Source organism: Curtobacterium guangdongense (assembly GCF_049341845.1).
Taxonomy (GTDB): Bacteria; Actinomycetota; Actinomycetes; order Actinomycetales; family Microbacteriaceae; genus Curtobacterium; species Curtobacterium guangdongense.
Window position 1 is genome coordinate 66,187 of the sequence record NZ_JBMPIT010000004.1, and the last position, 16,216, is coordinate 82,402.

Annotated in this window: 13 protein-coding genes; 2 read left to right on the forward strand and 11 right to left on the reverse strand. The window is 69.5% G+C overall.

The features are described 5' to 3' along the window. The first annotated feature begins 66 nt into the window (after positions 1 to 66). A complete protein-coding gene (locus ACO0E1_RS06870; RefSeq protein ID WP_422873519.1) occupies positions 67 to 552 on the forward strand; it encodes a GNAT family N-acetyltransferase in 486 nt (161 codons plus the stop codon). A gap of 31 nt (positions 553 to 583) precedes the next feature. On the opposite strand, the gene ACO0E1_RS06875 is transcribed toward ACO0E1_RS06870, so the two are convergent. The 4 genes from ACO0E1_RS06875 to ACO0E1_RS06890 are packed head-to-tail and all read right to left on the reverse strand — an operon-like array spanning position 584 to position 6,387. Beyond that, a complete protein-coding gene (locus ACO0E1_RS06875; protein WP_422873520.1) occupies positions 584 to 3,040 on the reverse strand; it encodes an ATP-dependent helicase in 2,457 nt (818 codons plus the stop codon). A gap of 12 nt (positions 3,041 to 3,052) precedes the next feature. After that, complete coding sequence (locus ACO0E1_RS06880; protein ID WP_422873521.1) at positions 3,053 to 4,084, reverse strand: glycerophosphodiester phosphodiesterase family protein; 1,032 nt, start codon at positions 4,082 to 4,084, stop codon at positions 3,053 to 3,055. Positions 4,085 to 4,094: 10 nt separating this feature from the next. Next, entirely contained in the window at positions 4,095 to 5,135 is a 1,041-nt protein-coding gene (locus ACO0E1_RS06885; RefSeq protein WP_422873522.1) for a LacI family DNA-binding transcriptional regulator, read from the reverse strand. A 7-nt stretch (positions 5,136 to 5,142) separates the two neighbouring features. Then, complete coding sequence (locus ACO0E1_RS06890; RefSeq protein WP_422873523.1) at positions 5,143 to 6,387, reverse strand: Gfo/Idh/MocA family protein; 1,245 nt, start codon at positions 6,385 to 6,387, stop codon at positions 5,143 to 5,145. 393 nt (positions 6,388 to 6,780) lie between these two features. Here ACO0E1_RS06890 and ACO0E1_RS06895 point away from each other — a divergent pair, with 393 nt between their 5' ends. After that, positions 6,781 to 7,638 (forward strand): Bax inhibitor-1/YccA family protein, encoded by an 858-nt coding sequence (locus ACO0E1_RS06895; protein WP_422873524.1) that lies wholly within the window; start codon positions 6,781 to 6,783, stop codon positions 7,636 to 7,638. Positions 7,639 to 7,836: 198 nt separating this feature from the next. On the opposite strand, the gene guaA is transcribed toward ACO0E1_RS06895, so the two are convergent. From guaA to ACO0E1_RS06930, 7 genes are all read right to left on the reverse strand, one after another. Then, positions 7,837 to 9,417: a glutamine-hydrolyzing GMP synthase gene (guaA, locus tag ACO0E1_RS06900; RefSeq protein ID WP_422873525.1), complete on the reverse strand. Its 1,581-nt coding sequence runs from the start codon at positions 9,415 to 9,417 to the stop codon at positions 7,837 to 7,839. Further along, positions 9,414 to 9,860: a DUF3817 domain-containing protein gene (locus ACO0E1_RS06905; protein WP_281265959.1), complete on the reverse strand. Its 447-nt coding sequence runs from the start codon at positions 9,858 to 9,860 to the stop codon at positions 9,414 to 9,416. Before ACO0E1_RS06905 ends, guaA begins: the two co-directional genes overlap by 4 nt. A gap of 10 nt (positions 9,861 to 9,870) precedes the next feature. After that, positions 9,871 to 10,626: an SURF1 family cytochrome oxidase biogenesis protein gene (locus ACO0E1_RS06910; protein WP_422873526.1), complete on the reverse strand. Its 756-nt coding sequence runs from the start codon at positions 10,624 to 10,626 to the stop codon at positions 9,871 to 9,873. Between the two features lie 5 nt (positions 10,627 to 10,631). Continuing rightward, complete coding sequence (locus ACO0E1_RS06915; protein WP_422873527.1) at positions 10,632 to 12,047, reverse strand: cation:proton antiporter; 1,416 nt, start codon at positions 12,045 to 12,047, stop codon at positions 10,632 to 10,634. Positions 12,048 to 12,052: 5 nt separating this feature from the next. Next, positions 12,053 to 12,586 (reverse strand): cation:proton antiporter regulatory subunit, encoded by a 534-nt coding sequence (locus tag ACO0E1_RS06920; RefSeq protein WP_144760467.1) that lies wholly within the window; start codon positions 12,584 to 12,586, stop codon positions 12,053 to 12,055. Between the two features lie 94 nt (positions 12,587 to 12,680). Then, positions 12,681 to 14,228 (reverse strand): histidine ammonia-lyase, encoded by a 1,548-nt coding sequence (gene hutH / locus ACO0E1_RS06925; protein WP_422873528.1) that lies wholly within the window; start codon positions 14,226 to 14,228, stop codon positions 12,681 to 12,683. A gap of 62 nt (positions 14,229 to 14,290) precedes the next feature. Then, complete coding sequence (locus tag ACO0E1_RS06930; RefSeq protein WP_422873529.1) at positions 14,291 to 16,162, reverse strand: glycerol-3-phosphate dehydrogenase/oxidase; 1,872 nt, start codon at positions 16,160 to 16,162, stop codon at positions 14,291 to 14,293. Positions 16,163 to 16,216 lie beyond the last annotated feature (54 nt).

The window sequence follows — 16,216 nt, forward strand, 5'->3', positions numbered from 1 at the left end:
TCTCGCCAACTGTCACCCGAACAGGGGCCCGGGCGTGGCGACGGCACGGTGCGGCATCATCGTTGGATGAACACCCCCGTGGTCCGTCCGGCGAGCGTCGCGGACGCCGAGCGCATTGCACGCGTGCACGTCCAGGCCTGGCAGGAGGCGTACGCGCACCTGTTGCCGGCGTCCTTCCTGGCGGCACTCGACGTCGATGCGCGAGCGGATCGGTGGCGGACGATCATCACCGACCCGCAGACCGACGTGCTCCTCGTCACGATCGAGGACGTCGTCGTGGGCTGGGCCTCAGCGGGACCGGGACGCGACCCCGAGGCTCCACGCGACCGGGAGCTCGAGGGCATCTACGTCCTCGCGTCCACGTACGGCTCCGGTGCCGGTCAGGCGTTGCTCGACGGAGCCATCGGCGACGCGCCGGCCTACCTGTGGATGGCGGACGACAACCCGCGCGCCGAGGGGTTCTACCGGCGCAACGGGTTCCGGCGTGACGGCGCGACGAAGCGCGAGCACCTCGGCCCACACCCGCTCGATGCCGTGCGGTTGGTGCGCTGAGCGGGCGTGCGCTGCGCTGTCGCGGGCTGCGCTACAGCTTCTCGATCGGGGCGATCTTGATCAGGAGCTTCTTGCGCCCGGCCGAGTCGAACGCGATCTCCGCGATGCGCTTCGCCCCCTGACCGGTCACCGCCGACACCGTGCCCTCGCCGAAGTCGACGTGCTTGATGCGGTCGCCGGACGCGAGCTCCATGTCGCCGTTGTCACGGACCTGCCCGGAGACACGGTTCGCCCACTCGGTCTTCGGCCGGGTCTTCGCCGCCGCAGCAGCACGGTCGTAGGAGCCGCCACCCCAGCCGCCACCGCCGCGGTACCCACCGCCGCCTCCGCCACCGAATCCACCGGGTCCGGCGCCGTCACGCTTGGCGTTGAGCGCGCGCGGCTGCGTCCCACCACGGCTGTTCGCCATGCCGGGTGACTGCTTCCACTCGATGAGCCCCTCGGGGATCTCCTGCAGGAAGCGGGACGGCATCGCCACGTTGACGTCGCCGAACTGCGCGCGGGTCATCGCCAGCGACAGGAACAACGACTTCTTCGCGCGGGTGATCCCCACGTAGAACAACCGACGTTCCTCGGACGGGCCACCGGGTTCGTTCGCGGACATCCGGTGCGGCAACAGGTCTTCCTCGACACCCGTCAGGAACACCGCGTCGTACTCGAGGCCCTTCGCCGTGTGCAGCGTCATGAGCGACACCGTTCCGGAGGAGTCGTCGAGCTCGTCCGCCGCGGCGACCAGGGAGACCTCGGTCAGGAAGTCGCTCAGCGTGCCGTCGGGGTTGTTCTTCTGGAACTCCCGCGTCACCGCGACGAGCTCGTCGATGTTGTCGGCGCGCGCCGAGTCCTGCGCGTCGGGGGACTTCCGGAGCTGCTCGAGCAGTCCGGAGCCGTCCAACAGCTGCGTCAGGGTGTCGACAACCGGCTGGTCCGGCGCCTTGGCGGACACCTCGTCGAGGAGCGCCGCGAACGCCGTGATCGCGTTCCGGACCTTCGGCCCGAACCCGAGCTCGTCCGCGTGCCGGAGCGACTCGCGCATGGTGACGTCGTGGTCGTCGGCGTAGCGCTGCAACGTCGTCTCGGTCACCGCGCCGATGCCCCGTTTCGGGACGTTGAGCACACGGCGGAGCGCCATCGGGTCCGCCGGGTTCGCGACGGTGATCAGGTACGCCATCGCGTCCTTGATCTCGGCACGTTCGTAGAACTTCGTGCCGCCGAGCACCCGGTAGGGGATCGCCGCGCGGATGAAGATCTCCTCCAGCGCACGGGTCTGCGAGTTCGTCCGGTAGAACACCGCCATGTCGCGGTAGTCCGTGCCGTCCTCGTGCAGGCGCTGGATCTCGTCCGCGACGAACTGGGCTTCGTCGTGCCCGGTGTAGCCCGTGAACCCGACGATCTTGTCGCCGGCGCCGACCTCGGTGAACAGGTTCTTCACCTGGCGGTCGAAGTTGTTGGCGATGACGGCGTTCGCCGCGTCGAGGATGTTCTGCGTCGAGCGGTAGTTCTGTTCGAGCAGGATCACCTTGGAGTTCGGGAAGTCCCGCTCGAACTCGACGATGTTGCGGATGTCGGCACCGCGGAAGGCGTAGATCGACTGGTCGGAGTCGCCGACGACCGTCAGTGACGCACCGGCGATCGACCCGTCCGCCTCGCGCATCCTGGCGACGTGCTGGCCTTCGTCCTCGAGCCGGTCGACCTGCTCCACCGGAACCGGCCGGGTGAGCTCGCGGATGAGCGAGTACTGCGCGTGGTTCGTGTCCTGGTACTCGTCGACGAGGATGAACCGGAAGCGCCGCTGGTACAGCGCAGCGACCTCCGGGAACGCCCGGAACAGGAACACCGTCTGGCCGATGAGGTCGTCGAAGTCGAACGCGTTGGCGCGGCGGAGGTCGTTCGTGTACCGCCGGAACACCTCGGTGAACATGACTTCCTGCGGGTCGTTCGCGTTGATGTTCCGCGCGTACGAGTCGATGTCCTGCAGTTCGTTCTTGAGCTTCGAGATCTTCGACGCCGCCGCACCGACCGTCAGACCGAGCGTGTCCGCTTCGAGGTCCTTGATGATCCGCTTGAGCAGCGCCCGCGAGTCGGCGGAGTCGTAGATGGTGAAGGACTGCGGGAACCCGAAGCGCTCGGCTTCACGGCGCAGGATCCGCACGCACGCCGAGTGGAACGTCGAGATCCACATGCCCTCTGACGCCTGGCCGACGAGGGCACGGACGCGCTCCCGCATCTCGGCAGCGGCCTTATTGGTGAACGTGATCGCGAGGATCTGCGAAGGCCATGCTTCACGGTTCGCGAGCAGCAGGGCGATGCGGCGCGTGAGGACGCTGGTCTTGCCGGAACCGGCGCCGGCCACGATGAGCAGGGACTCGCCGCGGTACTCGACGGCTTCCTTCTGCTGGGGGTTCAGACCGGCGGTGAACGGGTCGTCGTACGGGCGGGCCCCGGCACCCGGCTCGGGCGTCGAGTCGAATGGGTCGAGCACGATCGTCATGTCCGGGACAGTCTAGGCCGGACCCCCGACACCGGCGCCCCGCTCCTCGACGAGCGAACGCGCCCGGACCGCGAGGTCGGTGTGGTCCGCGAACACCCCGTCGACCCCCGTCCGCAGCACCGAGGTGAACCACCGCTCCCAGTCGCCGTGCGCCGCGACGTCCCCACCGCGCCGGAGCGGTGCCGGCAGGAAGCGGTTCTCCGGCCGCAGGGTCCACGTGAAGACCGCGAGTCCGGCCGCGTGCGCACGTTCGACGACGTCGGACCGCACCGGACGGGGGGCGTCGAGCGCCGCCGGGTCGGTGCCGGCCATCAGCGTCTTCAGGTCGACGCTGATCCCGTCGAACTCCTCGGCCAGTGCGCCCAGCGCGCCGTCCGTGCGCTCGTCCGCGTAGGTCGGAGCCGATCGTCCGTGGGACGCGACCTCGTCCGCGGCGCTGCCCCGAGCCTCCTGGAGGTACACGAGCCGGCCACCGGCGCCACGCGAGCCGATGTCGCGGAGGACGCCCTTCTCGAAGCACTCGAACGTCAGCCGTTCGTCACCACGCCACCCGGCTCCCCCGATGACGCCGTCGACCAGCTCCCCCATCGGCAGCCCGATCGAGTCGAAGTACGTCGCGTGCTTGACCTCGGCGACGAGCCCGACGGGGCGAGGTGCCGCGTCGAGGACGGCGAGCAGGTCCTCGAGCCGCAGGATCGGGTCCTCGCCGTCGCGCTCCGCGGACCGCGGGCGCAGTGCCGGAAGCCGCTCGCGCGTGCGGAGCGTCGTGAGTTCGTCCCACGTGAAGTCCTCCGTGAACCAGCCGCTGAGCCGGTTCCCGTCGACGACCTTCGTGGTGCGCCTCGCCGCGAACTCGGGGTGGTCGGCGACGTCCGTCGTGCCGGAGATCTCGTTCTCGTGCCGGAGCACGAGCACGCCGTCCTTCGTCGGGACGAGGTCCGGTTCGATGGCGTCGGCACCGAGGTCGATCGCGAGCTCGTAGGCGCTGCGGGAGTGCTCCGGGCGGTACCCGGAGGCACCACGGTGGGCGATCACGAGGGTCATGCGGCCGACCCTACTGGGCGGGAGTTGCCGGTCCGTGGGCATCGTGCCCGCCGCAGGACGCCCGCACGACGAGCTCGGCCGGGAACTCCCGGTGTTCGGTCCCCGGCGCGCCGAGGAGTCGCCCGACGGCGGCAGCGGCCATCGGCACGACCGGTTGCCGGACGGTGGTGAGCGGGGGCCAGGTGTACTCGGCTTCCCAGGATCCATCGAACGCGACGACCGCGACGTCGTCGGGGACCCGGACGCCGCGCTCGTGGAACGCACGGAGGACTCCGACCGCGGTGCGGTCCGAGGCGGCGAACACCGCATCGGGGCGATCGCCCTCGTCGGCGATCTGCAACCCGGACACGTAACCACCTTCGCGCGTGTACCCACCGTCGTAGACCCGGCCTGGAGGCACGCCCCACCGCTCGCAGGCGACTCGCCATCCACGGTGGCGGGGTTCTCGGGCGTTCGGCTCACCGACGAACGCCACCCGCTGGGCACCGTGGCCGAGCAGGTGCACCGTCGCCTGCTCGGCGCCGGCCTGCAGGTCGGTGCCGACGCTCGCGACACCCGCTCGCGCCGACGAGACGTTCAGTTCCACCCACGGCAGGCCGACCGGGTCGATGGCACCGGGGTCGGCCGCTCCACTGGAGAGCACGAGCACGCCGTCGACCATGCGCGCCGCGAACTCCTCGAAGCGCGCACGGAGCCGGTCGGACTCGAAGCTCGTCGCCGTCGTGTAGAGCGCGTACCCGCGCTCCCATGCCGCGGATTCGATCGCCGCCGCGTACTCGGCGAAGAACGGGTTTGCGAACACGGGATCCTCGCGATCCGGCACCGCCAGCACGAGCGTGCGGGCGGACCCGGATCGGAGGGCCCGCGCCGCCTGGTTCGGCCGGTACCCGAGTTCGGCGACGGCCGCGAGGATCCGCCGCCGAGTCTCGGGAGCGACGGGCGCTCCACCGTTCAGCGCGTAGCTGACGAGCGCATCCGAAACCCCGGCGAGCCGGGCGACGTCCCGCCGCGTGGGCTTCCGGGGGCGCTCGTCGCTCGTTCCGTTCGTCACCGGTCGATCATGACACCCGATCGGCAACGGGCAGCGCCTCGCCGACGGCGACGGGAGCGTCGCCCTGGTCCGGGACCGGCAGCCGTTCCCCGTCCCGCCGGGCGGACTCGAGCGCGATGAGCCCGGGCAACGTGTACCGCGCTGCCTGCCACGCGTTCACCGGGGGCAGCACGCCGTCGTTGACCGCGCGGACGAAGTCGTCGACCAGCAGGTGGTGCGATCCTTCGTGCCCGTTCGGCGCGAACGCGAACTCCTCGGGCAAGCGGTCCGTCAGTGCGTCGTGCACGGGCGCGTGCCCGGAGATGAACGAACTGCGGAGCGCCGGGGAGACGTCCGCCAGGCGCGGGTCGTCCTCGGACATGGTCGGACGGGTCGCGATCTGGTCGGAGACGTCGGTCACGCCGTCGCGGTCCTGCCAGACCGAGTTCGTCACGAGCTGCTCGAAGCTGCCGTCGGTGCCGAACCAGCGGAAGCGGCTCTCGCGGATGTACGACGGGAAGCCGACGCGACGGAACTCGTTGATGCGCATGGAGCCGCCGCCGTCGAGTTCGAACAGCGCCGTCATGTTGGAGTAGTCGTTGTCGAACATGCTGACCTCGGTGTCGAAGACCCCGTCGCCGCGGTCGTCGTGCACCCCGATGCAGCTCACACTGACCGCGTGCCGCGACATCGCGCCGAGGACACCGCCGATCGCGTGGGTCGGGTACCACATGGGCGGGTAGCTCGCCGTGGCCTTCCACCCGTCGCCGCCGCTGTACTTGTACGCGTCGTAGAAGCCGAGGTCCATGTCGTGGACGTAGTCACCCTCGGCGTAGAACACACGGCCGAACGCACCCTGCTCTGCCTTCTGCCGCGCGAACACCGTCGCCGGGTTGTACTGGCTCGTCTCGCCCATCATGTAGGTGAGCCCGGTCTCCTGCACCGCGGCGATGATCGACTCGATCTCGGTCAGCGCGGTCGCCATCGGGACGGCCGAGTACACGTGCTTGCCCGCGCGCAGTGCCTGCAGCACGAGCGGTCCGTGCGTCCAGCGCTGGGTGAAGATCGCGACGGCGTCGACATCCGGGCTCGCGAGCATCGCCTCGAAGCTCGGGAAGGTCCCGGCGAGGGCGAGCTCGTCGACGAGGTGCTCGGCGCGCTCCGGGATGACGTCCGTGGCGTAGACGTCGGAGATGCCGGGGTGCTTGTCGAACAGGGTCGCGAAGTGGCTGGCGAACTGGCCGGCTCCGACCATGCCGAGGGTGAACGTCATGCTGGCTCCTTGGGTGGGTGTGCGTCGTTGCCCGACCATTGTGGCCACGAGGGTTTACTCGTGTCAACGCTTCCTCCCCGATGTGCAGCGCGATGTACCCACGGGCACCGACGAAGATCGTGGCGTTGCTCCTGCTCAGGACGATCTCCGTCGCGCTGGTCACGTGGATCCACCCGCCGCGCCCGCTCGCGACCCGCTCGGTGAACTCCCGACCCACACCGACCCATCCCGCAGCCCGCGCCCGTAGAGTGCATGGACGGACGCCAGCACCGGCGTCCGCTCGCTGCGAATCCTCAGCCTTTCGGCGCGACGCACACCTAGGCTGAGAGGACGCGAAGGAACGGCCATCGTTCCCGCTCGACGACCCGAATCCAGAGGAATCACGAGGACACCATGGCTTTCAAGCCCGGTTTCGACCAGTCCCCCGCCTTCAACGACGCGGGCCGGAACGCTTGGGGCGCCGGCGCCAACTCGCAGCAGGCCGGATGGGGCCAGACCCCGCAGCAGTCGGCGGGCATGACGCCCGAGCAGCTGCAGCACATGTACGACCGCCCGTCGGCGAGCACGGTCGACACCGACCGCATGTCGTACGAAGACACGATCGTCAAGACGCTCATGGCGTTCGGCGTGCTCATCGTCGGCGCAGTCGCCGGGTGGAACCTCCCTCCGATCGTCTGGATCGCCGGCGCGATCATCGGGTTCGTCCTGGCGCTCGTGAACACCTTCAAGAAGAAGCCCTCCGGCGGCCTGGTGCTCGCGTACGCGTTCTTCGAGGGGCTCTTCGTCGGTGGCATCTCCGGTGCCTACAACTCCATGTGGGACGGCATCGTCACGCAGGCGGTCTTCGGCACCCTCGGCGTGTTCTTCGTCACGCTGCTGCTCTTCCGCTCGGGCAAGGTCCGTGCCACGCCGAAGGCAACCCGGTTCTTCCTCGTCGCGATGGTCGGGTACATGGCGTTCTCGCTCGTGAACCTGGTGCTGATGTGGACCGGTGTCACGAACACGGCGTTCGGCCTCCTCGGCATGAAGGTCTTCGGGATCCCCCTCGGCGTCCTGATCGGCATCTTCGTGGTCCTGATGGCCGCGTACTCGCTCATCCTCGACTTCGACCAGATCAAGACCGGTGTCGAGCGCGGTGCCCCGCGCATCTACGGCTGGACGGCAGCGTTCGGCCTCATCGTGACGCTCGTCTGGCTGTACCTCGAGATCCTGCGCATCCTCGCCATCATCGCGAGCAGCTCCCGGAACTAGCGGCAGCGCACACACGAAGGGCCCCGGCGTTCGCCGGGGCCCTTCGTGTGTGCGCCCGGCGCCCGGGCGCTGAGATCGCAGTTCGTGTCGGTTCGACTCGGAAGGAAGCGACACGAAGTGCGATCTCAGCGGAAAGCCCGCACACGCCGGAGGCCCGGCACGCTGCACGCGTACCGGGCCTTCGGCGTCAGGGGAGGGTCACTCCCACTCGATCGTCCCCGGCGGCTTCGACGTGACGTCGAGCACGACCCGGTTGACGTCGCGCACCTCGTTCGTGATGCGGTTCGAGATCTTCGCGAGCACTTCGTACGGCAGGCGCGTCCAGTCAGCAGTCATCGCGTCCTCGGAGGAGACCGGGCGCAGCACGATCGGGTGCCCGTACGTGCGACCGTCGCCCTGGACGCCCACGGAACGGACGTCGGCGAGCAGGACGACCGGGCACTGCCAGATCTCGTCGTCCAACCCCGCCGCGGTCAGTTCCTCACGCGCGATCTTGTCGGCCGCGCGGAGGATCTCCAACCGCTCCTTGTCGACGGACCCGACGATGCGGATACCGAGCCCGGGACCGGGGAACGGCTGGCGGCCGACGATGACCTCGGGGAGCCCGAGCTCGCGGCCGACGGCACGGACCTCGTCCTTGAACAGCGCGCGGAGGGGCTCGACGAGCTCGAACGTCATGTCCTCGGGCAGACCGCCGACGTTGTGGTGCGACTTGATGTTCGCGGTCCCGGAGCCACCCCCGGACTCGACGACGTCCGGGTACAGCGTGCCCTGCACGAGGAACTTGACCTCGGCGTCACCGTCGGACGCGCGTGCTTCGAGCACGAGTGCCTCGGCAGCGGCCTCGAACGTGCGGATGAACTCGCGCCCGATGATCTTGCGCTTCTGCTCGGGGTCGCTCACGCCGGCGAGGGCGTCGAGGAACTGCTGCTCGGCGTCGACCGTGATGAGGCGGACGCCGGTCGAGGCGACGTAGTCCTCCTCGACCTGCTTGCGCTCGTCGGCGCGGAGGAGCCCGTGGTCGACGAAGACGCAGGTCAGCTGGTCCCCGACGGCCTTGTGGACGATCGCTGCGGCGACGGCGGAGTCGACCCCGCCGGACAGGCCCGCGATCACGCGGGAGGTCCCGACCTGCGCGCGGATGCGGGCGACCTGCTCCTCGATCACGTTGGACGAGTTCCAGTCGCCGGGGAGCCCGGCGGCCTTGTGCAGGAAGTTCTCGATGATCTCCTGCCCGTGCTCCGAGTGCTTCACCTCGGGGTGCCACTGCACGCCGTAGAGCTTGCGCTCGTCGGACGCGAAGGCCGCGACGGGAGTCGAGGCGCTCGATGCGAGCACGTCGAACCCGGCGGGCGCCGCCGACACGGAATCCCCGTGCGACATCCAGGTCGTCTGGGCCGCCGGCTGTCCACCGAGCAGGACGGAATCGGTCCCGCTGACCTCGACGGACGTCGCGCCGTACTCGCGGAGACCGGTGTTCGCCACCGTCCCGCCGAGCGCCGATGCCATGGCCTGGAAGCCGTAGCAGATGCCGAGGACCGGGACGCCGAGCTCGAGGATGTCACCGTCGAGCGACGGTGCGCCGTCCTCGTACACGGACGACGGGCCGCCCGACAGCACGATCGCTGCCGGGGCCTTCGCACGGACCTCGTCCGCGGTGATGGAGTGCGGGACGATCTCGCTGTAGACGTTCGCTTCCCGGACGCGGCGAGCGATGAGCTGCGCGTACTGGGCTCCGAAGTCGACGACGAGGACGGGACGCTGTTCGGTCTCGCTCACCGAGCGGCCTCCTTCTCACGCGCCTGTTGCGCGGTCAGCTCGTGGTAGGTGTCCATGGCGATCTTCTGCATGCGGTGCTCGACCACGAACGACATGAACGGGATGATGCCCCCGAGGGCGATGAGCAGGAACCGGATCGGCTTCCAGCGCATGATGCTCCACAGACGGAAGTCCGTGAACAGGTACAGCACGTACAGCCAGCCGTGGGCGATGAGGATGCCGATCGACAGGTTGAAGGTGCCGGGGTCCTTGCCCGCCGTGCCCTCCGGCACGAAGAACGCACCGCCGCCGAGCTGCATCTCGAGGTGCAGCGGCGTGTACTTGATGACCATCTCGACCACCAGGGCAAGCAGCAGCACACCGGTGATGTACGCCGAGACGCGGTACCACTTCACCGCTCCCGGGATCTTCGGGATGTCGCGGGTTCGGACGGTCAGAGCCATATCGGCCATCCTACCGTCGCGCGAGCATGACCTCTTCGTCCTCGTTCTCGCGCTCCCAGGCGTCCTTCACGAAGCGCCACCAGAGGAACACGGCGAACCCGGCGAAGACGACCCACTCGACCGCGTAGAACAGGTTCAGCCAGTCGAACTGGACGTCGCGGGTCGGTGCGCGGTCGGCCACGGTGGACAGGTCCGCTGCCTTCGCCGTGGTGCCGTCCGCAACGACGTAGCCGCCGTACATGCGGTCGTCGAATGCCTTCCACGTGTTCACGAACCGCGCGGGTGCGACGGCCGAGTACTCGTTCTGCTGGAACGAGTCCTGGTCCGGGGACTCGGACGGGTAGTACCGCCCCTGCACCGTCACGGTCGCGCCGTCCGCCAGACGGTCACCGCCGGCGACGGCGGCCGCCTTCTGGTCGGACCAGCCGATGACGACCGGGAGGCTCGCTCCGGTGGTCGTGTCGACCATGTGTCCGACGGTCTGGTACGTCCCACCCCCGCTGCGCCCGGTCAGGACGGTCGTGTCACCTTCCACGAAGCGGCCGGTGACGGTCACCTTCTGACCGGCGAGGCTGTCGCCCACCCCGCGCTCGGGCTTCGACACGTCCGACAACACGTGGCGCGTCTCGGTGGTGGCCGGGAGCGGCTTGCCGTTCTCGATGCTGCGCTCGAGCTGCCACTTGCCGAGGAAGGCGAACACCGCTGCGAGGACCAGCGCGAGCAGCAGCAGCGCGATCCATCTCGGTCGTCGGGCTACGGCCCACATGCGTATCAGTACTCCGGATCGCGCTGGCGTGCCGGGCGTTCGGGGCGCTCGGCGGGGATCTCGACCGACGACGTCCCCGTGCTCACCGTCTCCGGTTCACGCTCGGGAGTCGTCTCCGGTCGACCATTCTCGCGCTCTTCGCTGCCAGCAGCCTCCACGAGGGCGATCTCCTCAGCGAACCGGGCATCGCGTTCGGCCTTGCGCGCAGCAGCCGCCTCGGCGGCGGCGCGCTCGCGCCCACGCAACTTGCGCACCCGAGCAGGGCGGACCACGAGGCGGCCGATGCGATCCGAGTTCGAGGCGAGCAGCGGCCCGAGGATCGCCATGATGAGGACGTACAGGCCCGCGAACGCGGTGATCCGTGCCTCCAGTCCGGCGGCAGCCGAGAGCGTCGCGAGGATCAGCGCGAACTCGCCGCGGTTCACCAGGATCACCGCGGTGTTGATGCCCTGCTGGACGGAGAAGCCGTTCATGCGGGCGACGAGCTGCCCTGCGACGGCGTTCAGCACGACCGTCATGCCGACCGCCGCGAGGACCGGCCAGAGCACCTCGCCGAACGTGGCGATGTCGAGACCGAGGCCGAAGTTGACGAAGAAGAACGCCGCGAAGACGTCACGCATCGGGAGCGCGAGCTGCTCGATGCGGTCGCGGTAGCGCGTCGCGCCGCAGAGCAGGCCGATCACGAACGCACCGATCGCGTCGGTCACGCCGAGGAGCTCGCCGATGCCACCGAACATCACGGCGAGCCCGAAGAACAGGATCGTGAAGAGCTCGTCGTCGCGGGTCGCGAAGATCCGCGAGACCTGCTTGCCGCCCCAGCGCGCCAGGCTGAACATCACGATGAGGAACCCGAACGCCAGCCCGAGCTTGCCGATCACGCCCCACACGTTCGTGTCACCGGACAGCACGACGGAGACGATCGCGAGGTAGATCGCGATGAAGACGTCCTCGATCACGGTGACGCCGAGGATCATCGGCGTCTCGTCGTTCGCCAGGCGGCGGAGCTCGATGAGCAGCTTCGTGACGATCGCGCTGGACGACGTCGCCGTCATGCCGGCGATGATCAGGGCTTCCCGGGTGCCCCAGCCCAGGGAGAACCCGAAGGCGAACCCGACGCCCATGTTGATCGCGACGTACGTGCCGCCGGACACCAGGAGTTTGCCGGCGTTGCCGTAGAACTCTTCCTGGTCGAACTCCAGCCCCAGGTTGAACAGGAGCAGGATCAAGCCGAAGGTGGCGATGAGCTCGATCGTGTGCGATTCGACGCTCAGCCCGATCCACGGCGTGTGCGGGCTCGCGATGAGCCCGACGATCATGTAGATCGGGATGGCGGGCAGGCCGATCAGCTTGCCGAGGCGTCCGAGGACGTAGGCGATGAGGAACAGGCCGCCGATGGTGAGCAGCTCACCACCCAGGTGCATCCGCGCTACCTTCCGGGCGGGGCCTCGGCAGCTGCTGCCGCCGCGAGCTCACCGCTGCGGTAGAACGAGAAGGCCTTCGCGACCTTCTCGGGAGCGCCGGCCACCACGATGGTGTCGCCGGGGAACACGACGAAGTCCGGGGACGGAGCCGGGTTCGCGCTGTCGCCACGGACGACGGCCACGACGGTCAGGCCGATGAAGCCCGAGTCGTGCAGGTCGCCGAGCGGCTTGCCGGCGATCGCGTCGTCGTAGTCGACGGAGAACCAGTCGATCGAGAGCCCGGGGATCTCGTCGAGCTTGTCGAGCCCCTCGGTGATGCGGGTACCGCCGAGCAGCTCGGCGAGGGTGTGTGCTTCGTCCTCACTGAGGCGCAGCGACACCTTCTCCGACTTGTCGGCGCCGTCGGAGACGTCCGCGAAGGAGATGAGGTCGGAGTGTCCCGACCGGTGCGTGATGACACCACACTTGCCACCGTCGTCGGTGTAGAAGCTGTGCAGCACGCCGACTCCGGGGAGTTTGACGCGGTGAACGTCGACCATGATGGCTCCCTTTTCGAGTACGCCCATGCTAACCACCGCGAGTGCTCGTGCATTCCACCTGTGGAGAACTCGCCGAACGGCGCCCTGCGGTTCCTCAGACGATCTCGGCGCCCGCGCTCCGAGCCGCCTCCAGGAGCGTGCCGTCGACGACGAGCTCGACCGCGGCGGCGATCTCGGGGGCCAACCACCGGTCGTCACCGGGTCCCGCCACCCGCTGCCGGAGCGCCGTGCGCACTGCACCCGTCACCGCCGCAGGCGACTCACCACGGAAGTCCGCCGCCCGAGCCGCGGTCATGATCTCGATCGCGAGCACGCGCCCGAGTCCGTCGACGGCACGACGGAGCTTCCGCGCGGCGCTCCAGCCCATCGACACGTGGTCCTCCTGCATCGCGGACGTCGGGATCGAGTCCACCGACGCCGGGACCGCGAGCCGCTTCAGCTCGGAGACGATCCCGGCCTGGGTGTACTGCGCGATCATGTGCCCGGAGTCCACGCCGGGGTCGTTCGCCAGGAACGGCGGCAGCCCTCCCGACCGGCTCGCGTCCAGGAACCGGTCCGTCCGTCGCTCCGACATGCTCGCGACGTCAGCCACCGCGATCGCGACGAAGTCGAGCACGTAGCCGATCGGCGCCCCGTGGAAGTTGCCGTTCGACTCCACACGCCCGTCGATCGTCACGACGGGGTTGTCGACCGCCGACGCGAGCTCACGCGAGGCGACGAGCGCCGCGTGATCGAGGGTGTCGCGCGCCGCTCCGTGCACCTGGGGTGCGCACCGCAGCGAGTAGGCGTCCTGCACCCGGGTGAAGCCGGACGAGCGATGTGCGGCGATGACGGGTGAGCCGTCGAGGGCAGCCCGCATGTTCGCTGCCGACCGCGCCTGGCCCGGGTGCGGCCGGAGCGCCTGGAGGTCGGCGGCGAAGACCGTGTCCGTCCCAGCGAGCCCCTCGACGCTCATGGCAGCGGCGAGGTCGGCGGTGGCCACGAGGTCCCGCAGGTCCGCCAGCGCGAGGAGGAGCATCCCGAGCATGCCGTCGGTGCCGTTGATGAGCGCGAGACCCTCCTTCTCGCGGAGGACGAGCGGCTCGATGCCCGCAGCGGCGAGCGCGTCCGCGGCCGGCATCGGGACGCCGTCGACCCGCACCTCGCCCTCGCCCATCGCGGCCAACGCGCAGTGCGCAAGCGGTGCGAGGTCGCCGGAGCAGCCCAGGCTGCCGTACTCGCCGATCACGGGCGTGATCCTGGCGTTGAGCAGCGACGCGTACGTCAGCGCGACGTCCGGCCGGACCCCGGTGCGCCCGGTCGCCAGGGTGGAGAGCCGCAGGAGCATGAGCGCACGGACGACCTCGTCCTCGATCGCCGGACCGCTCGACGCGGCGTGACTCCGGACGAGGGATGCCTGCAACTGCTTCCGTCGGTCGAACGGGATCTGCTTCGTCGCGAGCGCGCCGAAGCCCGTCGACACCCCGTAGTGCGGCGCGGTGTCGTCGGCCAGGGCCTCGATGACGGCGCGGCTGTCGGCCATCGCGCCGAGGGACGCAGCGCTGACCTCGACGCGGGCACCGTGCCGTGCCACGGCGACGACGTCAGCCGGGTCGAGGGCGCCGTCGTCGACGGAGACGGTACGAGGCACGGTGACGGTCATGATGCTCCTTTGCTGTACCGGCTACCCGGTACAGCAATTGAAGCACCCGATCGACCTCGCGACTACTTCGGCTCGGTCGTCTTCTCGCCGACGACCTGCTCGTCGCTCGCCGTCGCGCCCTCGGCCCCATCGCTCCGCCCGCCACCGACGACCACGTCGTCCTCCTCGAACCCGAACGCGATGTCCGGCGCCTCGAGACGCACACGGTCCGCCGACGCGTCGTCGGGTTCGAGCTGCGAGGCCCGCTCGGCAGCGACCCGGGTGAGGTAGTTCGAGACCTCGGCCTCGGTCTGCTCCTGGTCCCAGCCGAGCACGCCGGCCATGAGCTTCGCCGCGACGGGAGCCGCCGACTCGCCACGGTCCCACGCCTCGATGGAGATGCGGGTCCGGCGGGCGAGGACGTCCTCCAGGTGCAGCGCTCCCTCGTGCGAGGCCGCGTACACGACCTCGGCACCGATGTAGTCGTCCGCCCCCGGGAGCGCCTCGGCGAGCGCGGGGTCCTCCTTCACGAGCTGGAGCACCTCGCTGGTGAGCGTGCCGTACCGGTTGAGCAGGTGCTCGACGCGGACCTTGTGCAGTCCGAACGTCCGAGCGGTGCGTCCACGCTTGTTCCACGCCGCCGGGTACCCCTCGGCGCCGAGCAGCGGGATGTCCTCGGTGGTCGACGCCGGGATCTTGCCGTCCATCGCGGCGACCGCCTCGTCGATGGCGTCCTTGCCCATCACCCGGTAGGTGGTCCACTTGCCACCCGCGACGACGACGAGCCCAGGCACCGTGTGCGCGACGACGTGTTCGCGGCTGAGCTTCGACGTCTGGTCGGACTCCCCCGCGAGCAACGGCCGGAGTCCGGCGTAGACGCCCTCGACGTCCTCGCGGGTGAGCGGGACGCGGAGCACCTTGTTGACGTGTTCGAGGATGTAGTCGATGTCCGCCGCGGTGGCTGCCGGGTGCGCCTTGTCGAGGTACCAGTCGGTGTCGGTGGTCCCGACGAGCCAGTGCCGTCCCCACGGGATCACGAACAGCACGCTCTTCTCGGTGCGGAGGATCATGCCCATGTTCGACTGGAAGCGGTCACGCGGGATGACGAGGTGCACGCCCTTCGACGCCCGCACCTTGAACTGCCCCCGCGTGCCGACCATCGCCTGGGTGTCGTCCGTCCAGACGCCGGTGGCGTTGACGACCTGCTTGGCCTTGATGTCGAACTTCTCGCCGGTCTGGATGTCGTGCGCGTGCGCGCCGACGACTCGTTCACCGACCTTGATGAACCCCTCGATGCGGATGCGCGACGCGGCGTGGGCACCGTAGGACGCCGCCGTCCGCACGAGTGAGGAGACGTAGCGCGCGTCGTCCACCTGCGCGTCGTAGTAGGTCATGCCGCCGACGAACGCGTCCTTCTTCAGCGACGGCATCGAGCGGAGCACCTGCGTGCGGCTGAGGTGTCGGTGGTGCGGGACACCGGGCGGCCGTCCACCCGACCAGCTGAACGCGTCGTACATCGCCATGCCGATGCCGATGTAGAAGCGCTCCCACACGCGGTGGTTCAGCGGGTACAGGAACCGGACCGGCTTCACGAGGTGCGGCGCGATGCGCTGGAGCAGCAGCCCACGCTCGATGAGGGCTTCTCGGACGAGCCCGAAGTTCAGCTGCTCGAGGTAGCGGATGCCGCCGTGGACGAGCTTCGACGAGCGGCTCGACGTGCCGGATCCCCAGTCACGGGCCTCGACGATGCCGACGCTCAGTCCGCGGGTCACCGCATCGAGCGCGCTGCCGCCACCGACGATCCCGCCGCCGACGACCAGGACGTCCAGCTCCTTGGTCTTCAGCACCTCGATCGCGGCCGCGCGTTCGTCCGGTCCGAGCTTCGCCCGGGGATCGAACCCCGCCGTGCCGAATGCTCCGGTCGGTGCCTTCTTGCCCGAGACCGTCGTTGCCATCATCGCCTCCGCGCTGCCGTTGCGAGCGGCGCCGGAGCGTCACCCGCGCTGCAC